Consider the following 21,900-nt stretch of genomic DNA (forward strand, 5'->3'; position numbering starts at 1 on the left):
ACATGGGTAAAAGTTAACCTTTCGCAGCTACTCTGAGCTTATTGCGTAGCGCGCTGTATTCCACTTGAACATGGTTTTCAGCCCACGCTTGATCGTCGATTTTCTCAACTTTCACTGCGCAATATTTATACTCAGGCGTCCCCGAAATAGGGTCGACATGTTCAATGGTCAGCTCATTACACGCACCGATCCACCACTGATACGTCATGTACACGGCGCCTTGATTGACTCGCTCGTTGTAGTTGGCGCGAGTAATCACTTTACCGCGACGCGACGAAACCCACAGCAATTGCTGATCGCCAATGCCGTATTTCTTGGCGTCATTGGGATGGATTTGAGCAAAGCCCGGTTCATCCGATAACGTCTGCAGCGCCGAACAGTTACCCGTCATTGAACGACAAGAGTAATGGCCAACTTCTCGTACCGTTGACAGAACCAGCGGGTAGTCAACGCAAGGCTGCTCAAGCGGCGCGCGCCACTCGGTTGCAAACAAATGCCCTTTACCGTTATCGGTACTGAACTGGTTGCCTTCAAACAAGTAAGCCATGCCCATATCAGCATCGCTTTCGTCAGTACACGGCCACTGCACACTGTTCAAACCTTCAAGTTTCTCGTAGGTTGCACCGTAGTACAGCGGACATAGGCTACGCATTTCATCCCAAATTTCTTTGGTGTTGCTGTAGGCCATTGGATAACCCATTGCCTGCGCCATCAACGAGAAGATTTCCCAGTCAACCTTTGTGCCTTGCGGCGGATTGATCGCTTTATAGAAGCGTTGGAAACCGCGGTCTGCACTTGAATACACCCCTTCATGTTCGCCCCAACTCGTGGCTGGGAAAATCACATCCGCCATCTCGGCGGTTTTGGTCATGAAGATGTCTTGAACAATCACCAAGTCCAACTTCGCCATCATGGCGCGAAACGCCGCCAAATCGGCTTCGGTTTGCGCCGGATCTTCGCCAAAGATGTAGTAAGCACGCAGCTTACCATCATGCACCAAGTGGTTAATTTCAGTCAGTTTGACGCCATTATGCGGCGATAACTTCACGCCCCACGCCTGTTCAAACTTCTCGCGAACCGCTGGGTCTTCCACTTTTTGATAACCCGGGTAGTAGTTTGGCAGCATGCCAAGGTCACAAGTCCCTTGCACGTTGTTCTGACCACGCACCGGACCACAACCCACACCAGGGCGACCAAAGTTACCGGTGATGAGCGCAAGGCTTGCCAGCCCTTTGACCACATCCACGGCTTGACCATACTGCGTAACGCCCATTCCCCAAAGAATCATCGCACCGGATGACTTGGCGTAAGTACGCGCCGCACGGCGAATCTCTTCAGGATCGAGACCCGTAATTTGCGCCACGCTTTCTGGCGTGTACTGCTCAATCACTTGTTTGTATTCAACCAATCCATCGGTGTAATTGTCGATGTATGACTGATTTTGCAAGTTCTCAGCGAAAATCACATGGGCAATAGCATTAACCAGCGCCATGTTCGAACCGTTGTTCAGTTGCAGCCACTGATCGGCCACGCGTGCACTTTCTATTTTGCGTGGGTCACAGACAATGATTTTGGCACCATTGGCTTTGGCTTTAAGAATGTGTTTCGCCACAACCGGATGAGAATCCCCTGCGTTGTAGCCGAAAATAAGTAAGCATTTTGCGTCTTTGATTTCAGTAATGGCGTTGCTCATTGCGCCGTTACCTACTGTTGCCTCCAGACCGGAGACTGATGGAGCGTGTCACACCCTAGCGCAGTGATCGACGTTATTGGTCCCAATAACCGCTCGCGCGAACTTTTGCATCGCAAAGTTGGCTTCGTTACCTGGCCCACGGGCCGAGCCTGTAGTCATGATCGCATCAGCGCCATATTGCTGCTTGATGTTTTTTAGTCGTGAACTGGCAAACTCAATCGCTTCATCCCAAGAAACGTTTTCCAATTTGCCACCTTTCTCGCGGCGAATCATTGGGCTTTTTAGTCGCGGCGCCAACAAATTGGTGTCGTTTAGAAAGTCCCAGCCGTAGTAACCTTTTAGGCACAACTCGCCCTGGTTAGTGCGGCCATTTGCAGGCTCAGCGCCAACCACTTTGCCGTTCTCGGTCAGTAAGTTTAACTTACAGCCAGTACCGCAATAGGGGCATACCGTTATTGTTTTTTCCATGTAAAACTCTCGCTTTTTATGGCGTTATTTATGTCTATTTTTGCTTGGCGAAAACGCCGCGCATTATTGAATTAACTATGACTATAAAGAAATCACATCAATTGCAGCGGTTGCTGCAGCCAACTGTTTCTTCTTGTTCATTTGTTGTAAATCTTCACCGCTGACCATACGCAGCGCATTGGTCGGACACACTCTTACACAAGCAGGCCCCGCCTCGCTGTGCGCGCACAAGTCGCACTTCAGCGCTTGAGCTCGAGTCTTTTCGGTCTTAAACAGGGAAGACTCTGCCTTCGCATCCACTGTGGTGGACACCACGGTCATTGCGCCATACGGGCAAGCGACGACACAGGTTTTGCACCCAATGCAGCGCTCTTGGATCACTTTGACGTGATTATCCTCAGTGACAATGGCGTGGTTTGGACAGACCTGCGCACACGGCGCATCTTCGCATTGGCGGCACAACACTGGCATCGAAACATCAAGATTTTTCACCAGCGTTAAGCGCGGTACAAACTCTTTCGCCGTCAATTCGTAATCCGAATCTTCTTGATGTGAAATCACACAGGCGATGGTACAAGTCGTACACCCAATGCATAAGTTTGGGTCCGCAAAAACAAATCGATTCATGGTACAACCTTTTTTAAATCACAGATTAGGGGTTGTGCTCTTTGCTCTCCAAACAGCGTCGCTTTATCAGCACAAACTATGCCAAAGCCAACTTATGTCACACTTTTAATTTATCTTATTGATTTATTTGAACTAAATAAACAACCACTTCACTAACTCGAGAGCTGGCTGATGATGTGTCGACACTAAATTCCAGCGCTTCGTCATTTTTGTCGACGCAGTTCATTGAGAAAACGCTGAAGCAACTCGAACGTACTCACCACGTTTCAAGCATCAAGGCGTAAAAAGTAAAAAGCCCGCAGTTGCGGGCAGTTGAAACGTAGCACTCGGCGCTAGCTTAAAACCAATTAGTTAAGCCAATGCTTGGGCATCGGTGAGCCAAGTTCGAGCGTGGCAAGTCCGTGATAAATATCTTCAATTCCTTGGCGCACTTGGCTGGTCATCGGCGCGGAAAACGCCACATCGCGCGGCTGTATGCCAATAAACTCAACCCGATCGATAAAGCTTTTTAACTCATCAATCAGAAAGTTAAGCGGCAATGAATGGGTCGACATAATAAACATGCTGGCGATGGTTTGTGGGTCGATGACTCTCACGCAGCCCGGCGCTTCGCCCATGTCCGCCGCATCAACCAATACCAACATTTTGGGGTTTAAGCGGCGTAAAATGTGCAAACTGTCTTCCGGCAGTCCGCCACCATCAAGCACCTGCCAACCATCTAGGGGCTGCTCAATCAGCTTATCGGCAAGCTTTGGGCCTGCGCCATCATCGCCCATCATCGAATTACCGACCGTAAGGACGATTTTATCAATTTGCTCAGGTAGCTTGCGCTCATCTAAGCGTTTGATGCTGGCTTTGGACGGTTCAATACTGTTGTGAATACCCGCCATTGTCAGTTCATCCAAGCTTAGATCTTGCATTAGCATGGGGTCTGAAAAAGGCGATGCCATTCCCTTGGCATCTAGGTCTATCTGTGAGTTGCTGAGATCATTTGGCTCTAGCTTGATCTCTAACGTATTGGTCGATAACGTATTAGCGTCATGTCCATAGCCAGCATTAAAACTCAAACAATCAAGCTTGGCGATACGCTGCGAAGCGGATTTCGGTCGGCTCATCACTAACGGTCTCGAATCATTAGGTACATGGTTTGTTCGTGATAAATCGCGGTCAGCACCTCAATAAATTTATCGGTCATTGCGCGCTGCTTATCACTCATTCGCGCCTTATCGACTTTGGCAAACGCACACGCCAACATGTGTATATGATCCGGATAGACGGTGATTTCACCAAAGGTGAAAAAACCATGCATTTTTTGATAGGCGCGGCTTTGAGGCTCAAGCAGCTCAATCCAGTCTTGATACTCTGTTCGGCTCGCTTCAATCTCGACTTCCAAGCAATCCACCACGCCAAGGTGGTGACCAATCGCCAAGCTGTAATATAAGACTTGCTTGGCCTCTTCGGGGACATCGTATTGCTCATCGACAAATTTGCGCTTTAGCGCGTAGATTCGCACTTTCCCGGTCTCGGCTTTTTGCGTCGCTTCGCGATACACTTGGCTCTTCATCAGCGCATCGCTATCGAGGTTATGGCTAATTTGGCTCATATTCACCTCGAGGCTCTGATGGCGATCGTTGAGCACTGACGGATGGCTCAGCGGCCTCGGCGCACGGTTTATCACCGCGCATAAACGTCAGTGCGTGTTGATGCAAAATCGAGATGATCTCCGCCACCCGCGGATCGTCTTTTTGCGCCAAATAATCGCGTAAATTACCATCGATGGTTTCCGGGCGGCTGTTTTCCAAAAGCAGCATAAACTCATCGGCCAGTTCGCCGCCGTGGCGATATCCGGCCAGAGCGCGGGCTTCTCGTTCAATCAAGGTTTTTAGCGCCAATGGAATTCCTAAGTGCGCCAGCGTCACTCGCTCGCCCTCTTGCTCTGTGTGGCTGCGCGCTTTGAGCTTTTGGTCCAAAAGCCCTAGCGCAACCGCAAAGCCGTAAATCGTCGCCGCAGGTGTGGGTGGGCAGCCCGGAATATACACATCCACTGGCACTATGTGGTCGGTCCCGCCCCACACACAATAGAGATCATGAAAGATCCCGCCATCGCAGCCACAAGCGCCGTAGGAAATCACAATTTTTGGGTCGGGCGCCGCTTCATAAGCGCGCAGCGCCGGTGTGCGCATCGCACGAGTCACCGCGCCGGTAAACAGCAAAATATCCGCATGACGTGGCGATGCCACCACTTTGATGCCAAAGCGTTCGGTATCAAACACTGGCGTAGTGGCCGCAAAAATTTCAATTTCACAGCCGTTGCAACCGCCGCAGTCAACGCGATAAACATAGGCCGAACGTTTAATTTCACTGAGCAAGGTGCTTTTGAGTTTCGCTACGTTCGCATCTTCAACCACAGGAATCGCTTGCGTGTGGTCATGACCAACAATTGGTTTTATTCCTTTCATCGCGCTATTCCTCTTCGGTGGTTTGATGAGATTGAGTGAGCAAAATATTGCTGGCGCTGAGCATATTGGCGCGGCGGCGGCAACTTGGGCACTGATTCAGCGGCGCGCCTAGATACGGGTCTTGGCTATCCATACCCGCTTGGATGAGCAAGTCTTGCACGTAGGCCACCGCTTTAGTTGGCGCAAATGCCTCACCACACTCACTGCAATGAGCCAAGGTAAACTTGGCCTCTTCGTAAAGGTCGGCTTTATTGGTCACTGCCAGTTCAAATTGCGGCGAGAGCTTGATGGCTTTGGTTGGGCACACTTCTTCGCAGCGCCCGCAATAAATACAACGCGCGAACGAAATCTCCCAGCGGCGCAGATTATTTTGTGCATCGGTCTCCATAATCAGCGCGTTAGCCGGACACGCGCGAGTACACGCGGCGCAGGCAATGCACTGGCTTGGAATGTGCTCTGGTTTACCGCGAAAATCATCACGAATTTCAATCGGCACAAACGGGTATTTTAGCGTGGTTTTGGTGCCGGCTTTTTTGATGGTTTTGAATAACTTCAACATGGTCGCTAGCCCTACTTCAATGGCGAGTTTTTACGCTCGATTCCGTAACGTTCGATCTCTTTGTAAGACACGGTTTTACTGGTGCGCTTTTTGGTATCCACCACAGTCACGCGGTCAGTACACGAATAGCACGGGTCAAGGCTGCCGATGATAAGCGGCGCATCCGACACTGTGTTACCGCGTAACATATAACGCAACGTTGGCCAGTTAGCGTAGGTTGCAGCTCGGCAGCGCCAGCGGAATAACTTCTGGTTGTCGCCGGTCATGCTCCAATGCACGTTTTCACCGCGCGGCGCTTCGGTAAAACCTAGCGCAAATTGATTTGGCTGATAGGCAAACCCTTCGGTGACCAAAGGCCCTTGCGACAAATTGCCAAGGCCATATTCGATGACGTTAAGGCTTTCAAAGAGCTCTTTAATACGTACCGACAAACGCGCTTCAACATCGCAACTGTCAAAACTTTGCACCGCCATCGGCACGTTGGCATACGACTCGACCGCGCCAGCGTGAGTGGTGCGCACATCGCGCGCAAAGCCGCTGCCACGCACCATAGGCCCAACCGCGCTGAAGTTACGCGCGATGTCTGGATCAAGCCGGCCAATGCCTTTGATTCGGTGGTCAATGTTGGGTGTGCTGAGCAGCATATCGACCAGTTCACTGAACTCTTTGCGTATCTCACGTACCAGCGCAATGCCCTGAATGCGATGATCTTTATGAATATCTCGGCGCACACCACCAATCAGGTTAAGGCCATAGGTCTTACGCGCACCGGTGAGCAGCTCTGCCAATACCATGGTTTTTTCCCGCACACGGAAAAACTGCATAAAGCCGGTATCAAAGCCGACAAAGTGGCTGGATAGACCGACGTTGAGCATATGGCTGTGCAGACGCTCGACTTCCAAAAGTACGGTACGAATCATTTTGGCACGCGCAGGTACCACAATGCCGAGGGCATTTTCCACAGAATTGCTGTAGCCAACGCTGTGGGTGAAACCGCAAATGCCGCACACACGGTCAGTCAGAAACGCCACTTCGTTATAACCCATGCGGGTTTCGGCAAGTTTCTCCATGCCGCGATGAACATAAAACATTCGATAGTCGGCATCGACGATGTCTTCGCCATCGACAAATAGACGAAAATGGCCTGGTTCGTCAGAGGTAATGTGCAACGGACCAATTGGCACTATACGGTTTGATTCATTGCCCAGTTGGTTGTCAAATGGATAGGTTTCGGTTTCCGTGGTCGGCATCGGACGCCTGCGATAATCCATCGAATCTTTGCACAGTGGGTGCAAGTCTTCAGGCCAATCATCGGGCAGCACCAAACGGCGCTGATCCGGAAGCCCAAGCGCCGTTAAGCCAAACATATCGCGAATTTCACGCTCACCCCACACCGCTGCCGGAATCACCGGTGTTATCGATGGGTACTCTTTGCTGTTGGCATCAACCAGCACCTTGACCATGATCCAACATTTCTCTTCGCCTTCCATCGACAGCGCATGGTAAACGCCAAAATGACCATTAAGACTGCGTTCGTCATTACCAAATGACACACTTAACCAACCGTGTTGCTCGTAGTAAAGCCACTTCATGACGTCAATCAGCGCGGTGTCTTTAACAGTGATAATGATTTGGTTATCGGTGCGCCACTCCTGCTCTAAAATCGCGTTAGGAAACGTTTGCTGAACGCCCGCAATATAGCGGCTGCCCAGTTTTTGTTGCGACGGGTTTGGACGCGTTGAAAGCGTGGATTCAGACATCATAGTTAGCAATCTCAATGAGTAATACAGGATGGCCGCAGCCAATGGTTGAAAGCGTAAAGCTTGGGTTCACAGCGCAAACGCCATGACGAATTAACAAAAAATTCATGGGCATTGTGCTCCTAACTTAGCCAGCTTGAGGCAATCAAGCTTGAGCACAGCGACATCACGATAAGCACAATCAAGGTGAACTTCATCGCAAGCGGCAGCGGCGCGCTGCTGGCGACTTCTTCGCTTGGCTCGCCAACCACGGTGTTGCCAAACCAATACAAAATCCAGCCAAAACTCGCCACCGACTCTATCAGCGCAATCACCATCACTGGCGTTAACCAGCTGTGCGCGCGGCTTAACTCAAAGCCAGAGACAAACAGCGGGAATTTACTGAAGAAACCGTTAAATGGTGGTACACCAGTGATGGCCATGGCCGCAACGCCAAAACCAATCGCAATCAACGGCTGACGTTTGATAATACCTTTGAGATTTGGCAATAAACGCGTGCCGCAGCTGAAACTCGCCGCGCCCGCCACCAAAAAGAACAGACTTTTAGCAAACGCGTGGTTAAAGATGTACATCACGCCGCTTTGCAGTGCTAAGCGCGAACCAAAGATCGACAGCGAACAGGCCAAAAAGATGTACGCCAACTGAGTGATGGTTGAGTAGATAAGCAGACGTTTCAGATCTTTTTGCGGCAGATACATGATAAAGCCGTAAACCAGCGTCACCATGGCGATGATGACGCCAATCACGCCAATGACCTGCGGAATATCGCCGCCAGAAATGATCGCGCGAGCAAACAGATACACACCGACTTTCACCATCGCTGCGGCGTCTAAAAACGCGCTCACTGGCGTTGGCACTTCAAGTGCATTTGGCAACCAAGCGTGCAGTGGCACTTGGGCAGAATTGCCCCACGCCGCAATCACAATGCCAATAAAGACTGCGGTTTTGACATCCATCGGTAATTGGCTAAGGGCATTGAGTTCAAAACTGCCAGTATGCAGATACAAAACCACGGCCGCGAACACTAATCCTAGCGATGAGAGATGGGTGATCAGCAGCGCGCGCAGCGCGGTTTTGAGTGCGCTGGCCGTTTGCTTGTAGCCAATCAGACCCCAAGCGCACGCACCGATGATTTGCAAAAACAGCAGTTGGCCTAAAATGGTTGACGACAACACCAGCCCCACCATCGCGCCGATAAAACACAGCAAAAATGCGTAATAGCAAGGTTTGGCATGCTCGGCATGTTCGCGATTGTCGGCGCTCATATAGCCACTTGAATACAGGCAAGTCAGACCGCCAACCACTGTTACTGCCATCGCGACTAAACTGCTGGCACCATCAAATACCAAGCCAAATAGTAATGTGGCATGGCTGCTAAACACCGGCAGATTAACCTGAGCAAATCCAGAATCTTTGTACCACAGCGCAAGCGTGACCGCGCCAATAACAGCGGCACCTGAAAAACACGGCGCCAAGACTTTGGCTAAGCTTTTCGGCGCGCTCATGGTGATGGCTGCGCCAATAAACGGCAGCAGAATCGTCAGGAGCGCGACGGTTTTTATCATTTCAACATTGTGCATCATTGCGTTGTGCTCCTATAAACCAAGCAAATAGAGTAAGAAACCAGCCACTGCGACGCCAAAACCGACCCAGGTAAGACGGTGAGTCTTGACATAACGCACGCGCGCCATGGCGTTTTCAATCACACTGGCAAGGACAAAACACACCAGCAATTTGACCAATAACCAAAACGCCGCAACCAGCAGTGCCAACAGCCCTAAATGATCGGCTTTGCCAAACGGAACAAAAATCGACAAAAACAGCTGCACCACCACCATCTGCTTCAAACCAAACGCGATTTTCATCAGCCCAAGACTCGAACCTGAATATTCAGTCAAAGGCCCCTCTTGCAGCTCTTGCTCCGCTTCGGCGATATCAAATGGCAACTTACCCATTTCAACAAACACCACAAACGCGCATGCTACGCCTGAGACGATGGTCGCGATTGGAAACGCCCAGCTTTGGCTCGCAAGCGTGGTGCTGATAAGGCCAAGATCTGAGGTATCGGTAATCAGCGCGACGGTGAAAATCGACAGCATCAAGGTTGGCTCAACCAACACGCCTAAGGTCAATTCACGGCTTGAGCCAAGACTTGCAAACATGCTTCCGGAATCCAGCCCAGCTAAGGTGAAAAAGAACCGAAAAATCGCGAACAGATAGATGTCGGTAATCACATCGCCCGCAAATGGAAATGGCGAATGATTGGTGACTGCGGGCAGCGCCATCGCAATCATCAACATGGCGATGATCAGCACCCAAGGCGCAATCGCAAACACAATGCCTGATGGATGAGGCGCGACATCTTGGCGACGCAGCAATTTGAACAAGTCGCGGTAATCTTGCCAAATGCCCGGCCCTTGCCGCGAATGCATCTTGGCACGGATCACCCGTGAAATGCCGGTATACACTGGCGCAAGCGCCAGCATGATCAATGCTTGAGTCACCGCCAAGGCGATAAGCGATAAACTTGGAATTTCTATTCCCTGCATCATTACACTCCTAACTCAGGGATAATCAGTGCGAAAGCCACAGCAATCACAACGTACAAACCGTACCAACGCAGGTAGCGTTGCTGCATTAAGCCATTCAGACCACCGCCAAGCTTAGCGAGCGGCGTAAATAGCCAGTACTCAATCAAGGATTCGAGATGGGTCGCAAGTGAGGTGGCGCCGCGCAAAATCGCGCTAAACACGCCCGCAGGATTGAGCACATCACGCAAGCGGTATAAAGGCGCGTACATACTGCGCAGCGTGCGCGTAAAACTGCCTGCATCGAGCGTCATACGCGCTTCGTAGGCATAACCGCACGCCCACGGGTCGTTGGTGTGACGACGAGGCTGTTTATGACCTTTGAACAGGGCAATGATCACCACTGGCACCAACAGCAACGTAAACAAGCTAATGGCAATAATTGGGGTCGATAGAATCGCTTGATGCGTCGAACCTGGAATTAGCTCTAAACCTTGTGACACCGTCACGATCTGTTTACCATGCACCAAGCTGCCAGCGACATGGGATATCACCGGCGCAATCCAAGGTGAGCCAAGACCGAGTATCAAACAGACAATCGCCAGTAGCGCGGTCGCAAGCACCATTGGCATTGGCGCTTCGGTGGCCTTTGCCGCCGCTTCACTTTTCGCCACGCCGGAGAAACACACGCCGTAAACTTTAACAAAGCACATGCACGCAAGCGCGCCGGTCAGTGCGAGCATCACCACCGCAATCACACTGGCAATCGGCATAATGCCCTCACCTTGATGACCGAGTGATAACAGCGACTGGTAGATAAACCACTCACTGACAAAACCGTTCAGTGGTGGCAGCGCCGAGATCGCCATAGTACCGATCAAAAACGCTACTGCGGTGTACGGCATCACTTTGGCAAGTCCGCCCATTTTGTCCATGTCTTTGCTGTGCAAGCGATACACCACCGAACCGGCACCCAAAAACAACAAACCTTTAAATACCGCGTGGTTGAGAATGTGATACAAACCGCCCAACAAGCCAATGGTGGCGAGCATCGGGTGATGAGTAGCTATCCCAACCATGCTCACACCAACACCGATCAAAATGATGCCGACGTTTTCCACCGTGTGATAAGCGAGCAAACGTTTGATGTCGTGTTCGGCAATCGCGTACAGCACGCCAAGCACCGACGACACCGCGCCAAATGCCAAGACTAAATAGCCCCACCACGCGGTATCGGCGCCAAGAAAATCGATGCCGACTTTAATAATTCCGTAGACACCGATTTTGACCATCACCCCAGACATCAACGCCGAGGCATTGGAAGGTGCCGCCGGGTGCGCAAGCGGCAGCCAGCTATGGAGTAGAATTACCCCGCCTTTGGCGCCAAAGCCAAAGAAGGCCAACAAAAACACCACTGACGCCATCGCTGGAGAGAGCTCAGCACTGCGAAATCCTTGAAAGTTCAAGCTGCCGGTTTGGCGATAGAGCAAGAAGAACGCAATCATGATCAACACCGAGCCCGCGTGTGCAATCAGAAAATACTGCAGTCCTGCGCGCACTGAGGCGCTGTTTTGCTCAGCGATAACCAGAAAGTAAGACGCCAGCGACATCAGCTCAAAGAACACGATAAAGTAGAACGCATTGTCTGACACCACCAAAGCCACCATCGAGGCAATAAAGGTGTTGAGGAAAAAGCCCATCGCCCAAGCGCCTTTGCCTTGATACTCTTTCATGTAGGCCAACGAGTAGATGCCAACCACAGTCACCATCAGCGAAATCACCAGCAACATCAATGACGCCAGTGGATCGATTCTTAGCACGCAATCAGCAAAGAAAAACGGCGTCGCGATTTGATAGCTCACCACGCCGCCGCCAAACAGCACCGGTACTGACGCCCAGATGCCCAAACCGCCACCGAGGATTGATCCTACACTCGATGCCAAACACGCCAAAGGTTCACGCTTAGCCAGTAGCAGTGAACCGAGTGCACCGGCCATATACAGAGCAAGCGAGGCGAACAAAAGATTAAAAGGCCACATCAGCAGTCCTCCTTAACCGAGTGCGAATCTGCAGATTGCAGGTAAATCAACGTATCTAAGCTGAGCTTATCGCCTCCCTGAGTTGCTTGCTGTTGCTTGCTACTCTGCATCAGCGCGGTGGCGTTTTGGTCGACCAGTTGCAGCGCCTTAGTTGGACATACTTCCACACAGGCAGGACCTTGCTCGCGGTGGGCACAAAGATCGCATTTGATCGCAATGCTTTTCACCCCCGGCTCCCACGCCAAAATGTCTTTACCAAAACAGCTTGGCGCGGAGGTCGAAGGGTTACTGCTGCGCACGTTACTCGGGATGAAGGTGTCATAAGCATTCGCCAAACCGACGCCGCGACTGCCGCTAAAACCTATCGCGCCAAATGGGCACGCGATAGCGCATAAAGTGCAGCCAATGCACAGGGTTTCATTGACGTAAACACTGTCTTGTAAATGAGTGATGGCGTTAACCGGACAGACCGTCGCACAAGGCGCATCTTCACAGTGACGACACAGCACAGGCGCAGTGGCATCTTGGCAACGCGTTACCGTCAGCCTTGGGTGGGGTTGCAAACCTTGCTGTTTATGTGTGGTGGAACACGCTGCCGTGCAGGTTTCACAGCCAATACATAACTTCGGGTTCGCAATGACAAAGCGATTCATAATCAACCTTAGTTATTTCTACCACTTTGATACGGTTTGAGGCTTTAGCAGCCGGTTTTCCCTTAAAGTGGCGGTTATGGTAAAAAAGACAAAAATCAGCCCTAGATAGCAAAGACCATTCCAATTCACAAAACCACTGAAAAATTCAATGTAACCTGTTGTTTATAAATAACTTAACTAATCAAAAAAAACATCGCCCTTGGTGGAGCATTCGACACTCTCGTCATATGTGACGATAAATGACAGCAAATGACGAAGCTCACACTAAGCAATTGATATCGCGATAAAGCCGTGATCAGGATTCAATAAAAAAGCCGCTAAGTAAGAGAATTCCTACCTAGCAGCTTATTTATGTCGATTAGTGCTTTTATTGCCAGTGCCCAGCCCTTGAATTTACGCGCGCGGCATTGAATGCAATGACTTGCAAGCAGCCAAATTTAATGACTTTGTAACCAGTCGAGCCAAGCTTGCATCCCCTCGCCGCTGGTCGCGGACAAACAAATGACCTGAATATAAGGGTTCACTTTTTTGGCATTGGCAATGCATGCTTCAAGGTCAAAACTCACGTACGGCAGCAAATCGATTTTATTGATGATCATCAGCTGCGAAGCGGCAAACATATTGGGGTATTTAAGTGGCTTGTCTTCCCCTTCCGTGACTGACAGCACCGCGACTTTGAATTTCTCGCCAAGATCAAAACTGGCCGGACACACCAAGTTTCCAACGTTTTCGATAAATAGCAGTCCACCTCGCTCAAGTTTGAGCTGATGACACGCGTCGTGCACCATCTGGGCATCAAGATGACAGCCTTTGCCAGTATTCACTTGAATAGCAGGAACCCCGGTGTGACGAATGCGCTCGGCATCGTTGGCGGTTTGTTGATCCCCTTCAATCACAGCGCAAGGGCGGCTTGATTTTACACGCATCAATGTTTCCGTCAGCAACGTGGTTTTACCCGACCCCGGGCTTGAGACCAAGTTCAAGACCAACTGCTCATCTTGCTCAAAATGGCTGCGGTTATGCAAAGCGAGCTGGTTGTTTTTATCAAGAATATCGGTCTCGATTTTTAGCAGCCGCTTTTGACTGACGCCACTCACATGTACCCCAGCCTCGCCTGTACCGTAATCGAGCTGATGCTCGCTGGCTTGGATGTGCGGTTCATGGTGCTGCTCAGCGGTATCGTGGTGGTGCTCATGGTGACCAACGTCAGTCTCGTGATGGTGAGCCGCTTGCGAAGCCCCGCTCACCCCATAATAATGGTGGTGATGAATCACGATATTAGCGTTTGGCGGGTAATAATAATGATGACTGCCAGAGCCTAATGGCTCAGGTTTATGATGATGGCCGTGATGGTCATGGTCATGGTCATGGTCATGGTCATCATGATGATGTTCGATGGTTGCGTCGCCACATCCACATACACTGCACATAAGCTACAACACCTCTATCTCTTTGACGCGTAACTCATCGCCCTGCATCACTTTAAGCTCAAAGCCACCGCAACAAGGACACGGTTCTCCGCGTTGATTTAACACAATATTTTTTTGGCACCCAAAGCAGTACGCCTCGCCGGGCAAAGACTCTATATGCAATTTCGAATTCTCCGCCATGGTTCCCCTTGTGGCGATCTGGTAACTAAATTCAATCGCTTCGGGTTCGATACAAGACAAAGCGCCAATTTCGATCCACACGGCGCTGACACGTTGAAATCCACCCTGCTTGGCCGATTCAACCACCAGTTCTACCGTCTCTAAACTGAGTGACATTTCATGCATACGCTCGCTCCTGTAACGGTGGCTTTAAGCGCGCTCAGGCGCGCTCTATTCAGTCGGCCTAAGTGGCTGGTTACTTACCAAAGGTCTCTTGATTGCCAAACGAATAGCAACAGTGGAGCGGATTAAAGCACTCTCATCACTCGTTCAACTTGATTCGTATCAACTTCCGCGCAGCTAAGCGCTCATCCGCATTTTTCGTATAATTTTCAATCACTAGCAAAAATGTCGAAGTTCGTCATTAGTGTCGAAATCACTGCGAGCACTCGTTGAACTCATCACATGAGCTTGTAACAAACACCATAAAAACAAGCCATTAGACAAAAATATCTTCACGTCCATTTTTGGCGCGCATTTTGCTCTACCGCCCGCTGTTGACGTTAAGCCGCAAATCCCCGTTTTCGGCTTATGACATTTCGCACTAAGGATTCACAATGAATAAATACGCCCTCGGCTTACTTTCTGTTACTGGTGTTTTGCTTTCACCTATCGCTTCTGCCCATGTTGGGGGCGTTCATACGCATCTCGGATTCAGTGAAGGTTTTATTCACCCATTTTCTGGACTTGATCACTTAACCATGCTGATGGCAGTTGGCGTTTTGGCTCGTCAGCAGATTCGCGCCAAAGCAGCGCTGATGATGGCTTCAACTCTGGCCTTAATGGTGGCGGGTTTAGCACTAGGCAGCCTGTTCCAGTTCGCCCATGTTGAGCTTTTGGTCGCTTTGTCACTGTTTGTCGCCGCCATCAGTATTGGCGCGCCCACTCGCCTAGCGATTTCAAATACAGCAGCGACGCCAAATGTGGCCCGCCAGCGTGTATTTAATGTCGCGTCTGTGGGTTTGGTGCTGTTTCACGGCTGGGCGCACGGCGCTGAAATGAGTGGCTCTTTGCTTGGATTTGGCAGCGGTATGGCGATCGCATCTCTGACTCTGATGCTTTGTGGCTATGGCGTAGCCGGTTTTGTGCCAAGCCGCTGGTTAGCCAAGCTCACTGCGGCGTGCGGATTACTGGTCGCATTTGCGTAACTCCCATGAACACAAGCGACTGACAATGAAACGTTGGCAAATTGACATTGGTGGCACGGTACAAGGGGTGGGGTTTCGCCCCTTTATTTATCGGCTTGCCTGTGAGCAGCAATTGCTCGGCTGGGTGCATAATCACGCCGCTGGCGTCACGATTGAAGTTCAAGGTAATCAGCTCGAAGCGTTTAAACAGCGTATTTCAAGCCAAAAACCGCCGCTATGCGTGATTCGCGAGCTCAACGTCACAGCGCTTGCGCCGCTTAGCCAAACCGAGTTGGAAGCCGAATATCAACAGCGCTTTCGTATTCGTCACAGCAATTCCAGAGCGGTTAAAGGCGCGCTAAGCACTCAAGTGTGCGCCGACTTTGCGATGTGTCCCGATTGCCTTAACGATATTCAAAATCCAACTAGCCGCTTTTATCGCTACCCGCTGACTAACTGCACCCATTGCGGCCCCAGATACACCATTACTCGCACGCTACCTTACGATCGCACCAACACTTCAATGGCCGAATTTGCCATGTGCCCAGACTGTGAACGCGACTATCACGACCCGAGCAACCGTCGCTACCACGCACAGCCGATAGCTTGTCCAAAGTGCGGACCGCAAATTCGCTGGCTGGCGCCAAGCACTGACAAACGTTGCGCCGAGCAATCATTTAGCCACGATCAAACATTTAGCAGCGACCAAACTTATCGCGTCGATCAAGATTATCGCGGTGATCAAAGCCTTAGTTCGGATCAAGTATTGGCAAGCGCACGCAGCGCGATTCAACGCGGTGAAATTATCGCGATCAAAGGCGTGGGTGGTTTTCATCTGGTGTGCGATGCGAGCAATAGTGACGCCGTGTTACGTCTGCGCCAACTCAAAGGCCGACCAGCCAAGCCGCTCGCGTTAATGGTCAAAGATTCGGCTCAAGCTAAGATGCTGGTGCGCGGTGAGCGCGACGAGTGGCAACTGTTAAACTCTCAGGCGCGCCCCATCACCTTAATGCAAAAGCGCAGCGATGCGGATACTCAGGTGGCGCCTAATATCGCGCCAGGCGTACCCTATTTGGGTATCATGCTGCCCTACACTCCGCTGCATTGGTTACTGTTTGAAAGCATCACTACACCACTGGTCTTTACCAGCGCGAATCAAAAAGGCGCGCCGATCATCACCGATAGCCAAACGGTGTGTCGACAATTTGCGGGGCAGCTTGGCGGCGTTGTTGATCATCCGCGGCAAATTGTGCATCCATGTGATGACAGTGTGGTGAGCTTTACTGCCGGCCAGCGGCAAATACTGCGCCTTGGTCGCGGCTACGCACCGTACTATTTTGCACTCAAGCGCCCCCTGTCTGCGCCAAGCCTTGCGCTCGGCGCGCAGCAAAAAGTCACTTTGTGCCTTGGCGCAAAAAACCAAGCGGTACTCAGCCCTTATATAGGCACTCTCGATAGCCTTGAAATGCAAACCGAATTTGATCGGCGATGCCGCGCATTTTCAGCGCTGCATCAAATCGCGCCAATGCATGTGGAATGCGACAAGCACCCGCGCTACGCCTCTCATCAGTGGGCGAAAACCCAGACGATTCCGCGCACTTTATGCGCCCATCATCATGCGCATATTTTGTCGGTGATGGCAGAGTATCAACTTGATGAACCTGTGCTTGGCGTAGCGTTTGATGGCACAGGGCTTGGAGAGGATAACCAGCTCTGGGGCGGAGAGATCCTGCTGGTCAATGGCGCGAAAGCAAAACGGATATTGCATCTTGAGCCGTTTTATCTGCTCGGCGGCGAACAAGCGGTTCATTCACCACAGCGACTGCTACTGAGCTTATTGCTCAATTGGTATTCATTTGAACAGATTCAAGCGTTTGATTTGGATGCCTTTCAAGCATTAGATAAACAAACCTTAGCCAATTGGAACACACTATGGCAAAAGCGAATCAACTGTTATTCAACCAGCTCGGTAGGACGTTTAATTGATGCGTATTGCGCGCTGCTTACGGGTATAAAGCACGTCGAATTCGAAGGCCAATGCGGTCTGTGGCTTGAAGCGTTAGCCTTAAAAGCCAAAAGCGCTGCCAAAGCGCCGCCGCAATTTACCCTTAGTCCACATAACGAGTCCGGGTTAAGCCTATTCAGTTTTAAGCCACTGTTTCATCGTGCCCTCTCGGCGCTTAGCCAGTGTGATAGCCCTCAAGAAAAACAAGCCTGTCAGGTTGAATTGGCATCAATGCTGTTTGAACAGTTGGCGATACTGCTTGCCAGCCTTTGTCACCGTTATCCAAACAGGCCGTTAGTGCTTGCCGGAGGCGTATTTCAAAATCGCGTATTGATGAATGCGATAAAACGCGCTCTCAGTGTTCACTCCACTCGCCTGTACGCCAGTGAAACCATTCCGCTCAACGATGGCGGTATCGCCGCCGGTCAGTTGTGGCTTGCCAGCCTTAGCCAAGATTAGAGACTTTATTATGTGTTTATGTATTCCTTCCGAGATTTGCGAGCTTGACGCTAAAGATCAGCGCGCCGTCGTTGACACGCTCGGCGTCAAGCGCGATATCAGCACCCACTTGATTGCTGAACCACTCGCAATTGGGGACTATCTGCTGATTCACGTCGGATTTGCGATCAGTAAACTTAGTCCAAGTGAAGCAATAGAAAGCTTAAACGAGTATCAAGCCATGCTCAGCAACATGAGCGAACGCGATGCCGAAGCGCTATTTCACTGAGCGCAGCACTTATCCATTAAGCACTTAGCCATTAACATCAGCAATCAGGAACGCCCTTAGTGACCACCCAGACCAAGACAAGCGCTGCGCTTGATTTAAAAACGCTTTACCAAGGCTTTCGTGACCCTTTGGTGATTAAAGCCCTGGCCGAGAAAATATTCGCCAAGGCAAAGCACCTTGAGCAGCCTATTAAGGTGATGGAAGTGTGCGGCGGCCATACCCATACCATTATGAAATATGGTCTCAGTCAGTTGCTGCCAGATAACATTACGTTTATTCACGGCCCAGGCTGCCCGGTGTGTGTGATGCCCAAAGAGCGTATTGATAATGCGATTGAATTGGCCATGCTGCCGAATACCATCTTGGTTACCCTTGGCGATATGATCCGCGTGCCGGGCTCCAAAGGTACCCTCGCCCAGTGCCGAGCTAAAGGCTTTGATGTACGGCCGATTTATGATCCGCTCGATACGCTTAGCATTGCTAGAGACAATCCAAGCAAAAACGTGATTTATTTTGCGATTGGTTTTGAAACCACCACCCCGATGTCGGCCATACTTATCGAACTTGCCGAGCAGCAAAACATTACCAATTTGTACCTGCACTGTAACCACGTTCTCGTGCCGCCCGCCATTGATGCGGTGATGAGTGATGGCCGCGCCAAAGTTAACGCGTTTATCGGCCCATCGCATGTCAGCGTCATAACTGGCGCTGGCATCTACCAAAGTGTCGCAAAGCGCTATCAACTTCCGGTGGTGGTTGCTGGGTTTGAACCTGTCGATATGATGGAGTCGCTACTGATGTTGGTTGAACTAACTCTGCAAGCCCAGCGTGACTCGCGCACTGAGATCGAGCCAGTGGCAATCCAATATACTCGCGCGGTCACCATGGAGGGTAACTCGCTGGCCATCCAAAAAGTAAACCAGTATTTTGAGCGGCGCGCTCAATTTCGCTGGCGCGGACTTGGCGACATTGCCGATTCAGCGCTCAAGCTCAGGGCTGAATATGCCCACCGCGATGCGGAATTGGTGTTCCATTACGCCTTATCAAATCAACCATTAAACGATCATAAAGCGTGTCAGTGCGGCGATATTTTACGTGGTATTGCTAAACCGAGCGATTGCAAAGTGTTTGGCCGCAACTGCACGCCCAATAATCCGATGGGCAGCTGCATGGTGAGCTCCGAAGGCGCTTGCAATGCCTATTTCCGTTATTTGGGCGTCTAACTTCGCCCATTGAGATCCGTATTTTTAACCCCGGCGCTGCGCATTGTGCTTCGCCGCAAAGGAATTTCTCGTGAGACAGATTCAACTTAGCCACGGCGGCGGCGGTCAGCAAATGAACCAATTGATTAGCCAACTGTTTTTTCACCACTTCGCCAATGATATTTTGCTCAAAAGCGAAGATGCAGCGCGCCTGACCACCCAAGGCGAAATTGCGCTCACGACCGACAGTTTCACCGTCGCGCCGCTGTTTTTCGCTGGTGGTGATATTGGCAAATTAGCCATTGCTGGCACGGTCAATGATCTGGCAATGATGGGCGCCAAACCGGACTACCTCACGTGTAGCTTTATGATTGAAGAAGGCTTCCCCTACACAGAGCTTGAGCGCATTGTTAAGAGCATGGCCAAAGAGCTCAAAGTAAGCGGCGCGCAAATTGTTTGTGGTGACACCAAAGTGGTGCCAAAAGGCTGTGTTGATGGCCTGTTTATTAACACTGCAGGCGTCGGTAATTTCTATCAGGCGCAGCGCCCCAGTGCCAGCGCAATTGCCGATGACGATGCGATTTTAGTCTCCGGCGATATTGGTCGCCACGGCGCGTGTATTTTGATGGCGCGCGATGCGCTTAAGCTCAGTTCGAGTCTAACCAGTGATTGCACTACGCTTTGGCCTCGGGTAAGCGCCTTGCTCAATCACAGGCTGCCTGTGCATGCGCTGCGCGATGCGACCCGTGGCGGCTTATCCGCGGTGTTAAATGAATGGAGCGCCGCCTCGCAAGTGAATATCAATGTGATTGAAGAGCGTATTCCGGTGAGTGATGAAGTGAAAGGACTGTGCGAATTATACGGTTTTGAGCCCTATGATTTAGCCAACGAAGGCACTATGCTAATTGCCCTGCCGCAGCGCGATGCCCAAGCCGCGCTTGATGTACTCAGGCAGTTTGACCCCAATGCGTGCCAGATTGGCAGCGCATCCGCTCATCGTCAACCAAGTCATCACCAAACCAACGGTTCGCAGTCACCGCAACCTAAAGTGATTTTGCACAGCCCATGGGGCAGTCGCCGCTATCTTGAGCTGCCACAAGGTGAGTTATTACCTAGGATTTGTTGACCAAAGCGGTTTAACAAAGCCTATTCACCCAACGACATAACCTCGCAAAGCGCTCTTCTTTGGTTGGGCGCTTTATTTGCTGCTAGCGCTTTATAGACGGCTTAGCGCTTGGCTTACATTGGCGATTGTGTACAAGCTTGCTGACAGTGCGATGTTAGTCATCTCTACGTTAGTCAATGGCTACATCAGTCAATATCGTGCACGACAATCTCACCACACATACAATCCAGCACTGGAATAGTCAATTTCCCTGCGCCACTGCGCTCAATGGAAGCGCCTGCTGAATAAATAAGATCAAGTTTGTATTTTTGCTCTTTTTCGACAAAACGATGAGCAACGTGTTTGTGACCAAATACAATAGCATCGATACGAGAGCGTTGTTTTTCTTCATCGATAATCACTTTTTTAAATAATTCATCATCACGAAGCTTTTGAAAATAGTTGTAATAAAAAGGATGGTGATGCAAAGCAACGATTATTTTACGTTGCTGCTGAGAATGATTAATCTCGTTTAATATACGATCTAATTCACTTAACTGCGCTTTACCAATTTCGCCTTGCGCTCCCCACAACTTATAGTTATTCATCTCTTCGAGCATAGAATCAATTAAAATAAAGCTATGGTCATCAATATCAACGCGAAGTGGATAGTCCACATCGCCACTGATGTATTTTTTAAACCGCGCAACACACTCTTCACTTTCAACGATACCATTTGCGCCGTAATCGTGATTACCTGGCGTGCATAGCACTTGCAATCCGGCATGGGTTAATTTGTCAATCTGCTGTTTGGCTTCGCGGTATTGACCAAGTGCGCCATCGTCAACAATATCTCCCGTAATAATAACCACTTTAGACTGATGAACCGACTGAAAAGCCACTATCCAATCAACGATTGAGGCAAAATTCTCAAGGTTATGAGATTGACCAATATGAATATCGGATAAATGAATAAACTTCATAGCACGCAACCTTACCGTGATGAGCGTGAACTCATTAATAACAGACAGGATCAATACGCGGCTCACTCGAATGATGCAATGAGCAAGTGTTGCTTATTTGAGATTTATTAAATCCAATCCATTTATCTCATCTAGCTGCATTTAACTTTTAACGTCATAAAAATTACGAATCCAACCATAAATAAATATAACTTCACTTTATATCCTTTATCACCCCGTAATATTACCTAGTGTCTTATTTGCGGTATTCACTCTTGCGTATAATCGATTACGCAAACGTTTATCTATCAGTAAACCAATTAAAATAGCGATAATA

General features: G+C 50.2%; 19 protein-coding genes. 5 read left to right on the plus strand and 14 right to left on the minus strand.

Annotated features, from left to right (window positions below):
- Positions 1-13: 13 nt before the first annotated feature.
- From fdhF to hypA, 13 genes are all read right to left on the minus strand, one after another.
- Positions 14-2,161: a formate dehydrogenase subunit alpha gene (gene fdhF / locus BLS03_RS14315; protein WP_093275249.1), complete on the minus strand. Its 2,148-nt coding sequence runs from the start codon at positions 2,159-2,161 to the stop codon at positions 14-16.
- An 81-nt stretch (positions 2,162-2,242) separates the two neighbouring features.
- Entirely contained in the window at positions 2,243-2,788 is a 546-nt protein-coding gene (locus BLS03_RS14320) for a 4Fe-4S dicluster domain-containing protein (RefSeq protein ID WP_093275252.1), read from the minus strand.
- A 347-nt stretch (positions 2,789-3,135) separates the two neighbouring features.
- Entirely contained in the window at positions 3,136-3,903 is a 768-nt protein-coding gene (gene hycI, locus BLS03_RS14325) for a hydrogenase maturation peptidase HycI (protein ID WP_245696698.1), read from the minus strand.
- 2 nt (positions 3,904-3,905) lie between these two features.
- On the minus strand, positions 3,906-4,391 hold the full coding sequence (locus BLS03_RS14330; RefSeq protein ID WP_093275254.1) for a formate hydrogenlyase maturation HycH family protein: 486 nt from the start codon (positions 4,389-4,391) through the stop codon (positions 3,906-3,908).
- Positions 4,378-5,247, minus strand: coding sequence for an NADH-quinone oxidoreductase subunit B family protein (locus tag BLS03_RS14335; RefSeq protein WP_093275255.1), 870 nt, complete (start codon positions 5,245-5,247; stop codon positions 4,378-4,380). The genes BLS03_RS14330 and BLS03_RS14335 overlap by 14 nt, the downstream gene beginning before the upstream one ends.
- Before the next feature lie 4 nt (positions 5,248-5,251).
- Positions 5,252-5,806 (minus strand): formate hydrogenlyase complex iron-sulfur subunit, encoded by a 555-nt coding sequence (locus tag BLS03_RS14340; RefSeq protein WP_093275258.1) that lies wholly within the window; start codon positions 5,804-5,806, stop codon positions 5,252-5,254.
- Positions 5,807-5,817: 11 nt separating this feature from the next.
- Positions 5,818-7,569, minus strand: coding sequence for a hydrogenase large subunit (locus BLS03_RS14345; RefSeq protein ID WP_093275260.1), 1,752 nt, complete (start codon positions 7,567-7,569; stop codon positions 5,818-5,820).
- A gap of 119 nt (positions 7,570-7,688) precedes the next feature.
- Positions 7,689-9,149: a hydrogenase 4 subunit D gene (locus BLS03_RS14350; protein WP_245696699.1), complete on the minus strand. Its 1,461-nt coding sequence runs from the start codon at positions 9,147-9,149 to the stop codon at positions 7,689-7,691.
- 12 nt (positions 9,150-9,161) lie between these two features.
- Entirely contained in the window at positions 9,162-10,118 is a 957-nt protein-coding gene (locus BLS03_RS14355) for a respiratory chain complex I subunit 1 family protein (protein ID WP_281241234.1), read from the minus strand.
- A complete protein-coding gene (gene hyfB, locus BLS03_RS14360) occupies positions 10,118-12,133 on the minus strand; it encodes a hydrogenase 4 subunit B (RefSeq protein WP_093275264.1) in 2,016 nt (671 codons plus the stop codon). The genes BLS03_RS14355 and hyfB overlap by 1 nt, the downstream gene beginning before the upstream one ends.
- Entirely contained in the window at positions 12,133-12,786 is a 654-nt protein-coding gene (locus tag BLS03_RS14365) for a 4Fe-4S dicluster domain-containing protein (RefSeq protein ID WP_093275267.1), read from the minus strand. The genes hyfB and BLS03_RS14365 overlap by 1 nt, the downstream gene beginning before the upstream one ends.
- Positions 12,787-13,223: 437 nt before the next feature.
- Entirely contained in the window at positions 13,224-14,216 is a 993-nt protein-coding gene (hypB, locus tag BLS03_RS14370) for a hydrogenase nickel incorporation protein HypB (protein WP_093275271.1), read from the minus strand.
- 3 nt (positions 14,217-14,219) lie between these two features.
- Positions 14,220-14,561, minus strand: coding sequence for a hydrogenase maturation nickel metallochaperone HypA (gene hypA / locus BLS03_RS14375; protein ID WP_093275273.1), 342 nt, complete (start codon positions 14,559-14,561; stop codon positions 14,220-14,222).
- A gap of 431 nt (positions 14,562-14,992) precedes the next feature.
- Between hypA and BLS03_RS14380 the strand changes: the two genes are divergently transcribed.
- The 5 genes from BLS03_RS14380 (at position 14,993) to hypE (ending at position 20,622) form a co-directional block, all read left to right on the plus strand.
- Positions 14,993-15,583: a HupE/UreJ family protein gene (locus BLS03_RS14380; RefSeq protein ID WP_093275277.1), complete on the plus strand. Its 591-nt coding sequence runs from the start codon at positions 14,993-14,995 to the stop codon at positions 15,581-15,583.
- A gap of 25 nt (positions 15,584-15,608) precedes the next feature.
- On the plus strand, positions 15,609-18,026 hold the full coding sequence (gene hypF / locus BLS03_RS14385; protein ID WP_093275280.1) for a carbamoyltransferase HypF: 2,418 nt from the start codon (positions 15,609-15,611) through the stop codon (positions 18,024-18,026).
- A gap of 10 nt (positions 18,027-18,036) precedes the next feature.
- Complete coding sequence (locus tag BLS03_RS14390) at positions 18,037-18,294, plus strand: HypC/HybG/HupF family hydrogenase formation chaperone (RefSeq protein WP_093275284.1); 258 nt, start codon at positions 18,037-18,039, stop codon at positions 18,292-18,294.
- 59 nt (positions 18,295-18,353) lie between these two features.
- Complete coding sequence (hypD, locus tag BLS03_RS14395) at positions 18,354-19,517, plus strand: hydrogenase formation protein HypD (RefSeq protein WP_093275288.1); 1,164 nt, start codon at positions 18,354-18,356, stop codon at positions 19,515-19,517.
- Positions 19,518-19,587: 70 nt separating this feature from the next.
- Positions 19,588-20,622, plus strand: coding sequence for a hydrogenase expression/formation protein HypE (gene hypE / locus BLS03_RS14400; protein ID WP_093275290.1), 1,035 nt, complete (start codon positions 19,588-19,590; stop codon positions 20,620-20,622).
- A gap of 185 nt (positions 20,623-20,807) precedes the next feature.
- Here the strand turns inward: hypE and BLS03_RS14405 are convergent, their stop codons facing one another.
- Positions 20,808-21,584 (minus strand): metallophosphoesterase family protein, encoded by a 777-nt coding sequence (locus BLS03_RS14405; protein ID WP_093275293.1) that lies wholly within the window; start codon positions 21,582-21,584, stop codon positions 20,808-20,810.
- Positions 21,585-21,900 lie beyond the last annotated feature (316 nt).

The sequence above is a fragment of the Vibrio xiamenensis genome, assembly GCF_900100015.1.
Taxonomy (GTDB): Bacteria; Pseudomonadota; Gammaproteobacteria; order Enterobacterales; family Vibrionaceae; genus Vibrio; species Vibrio xiamenensis.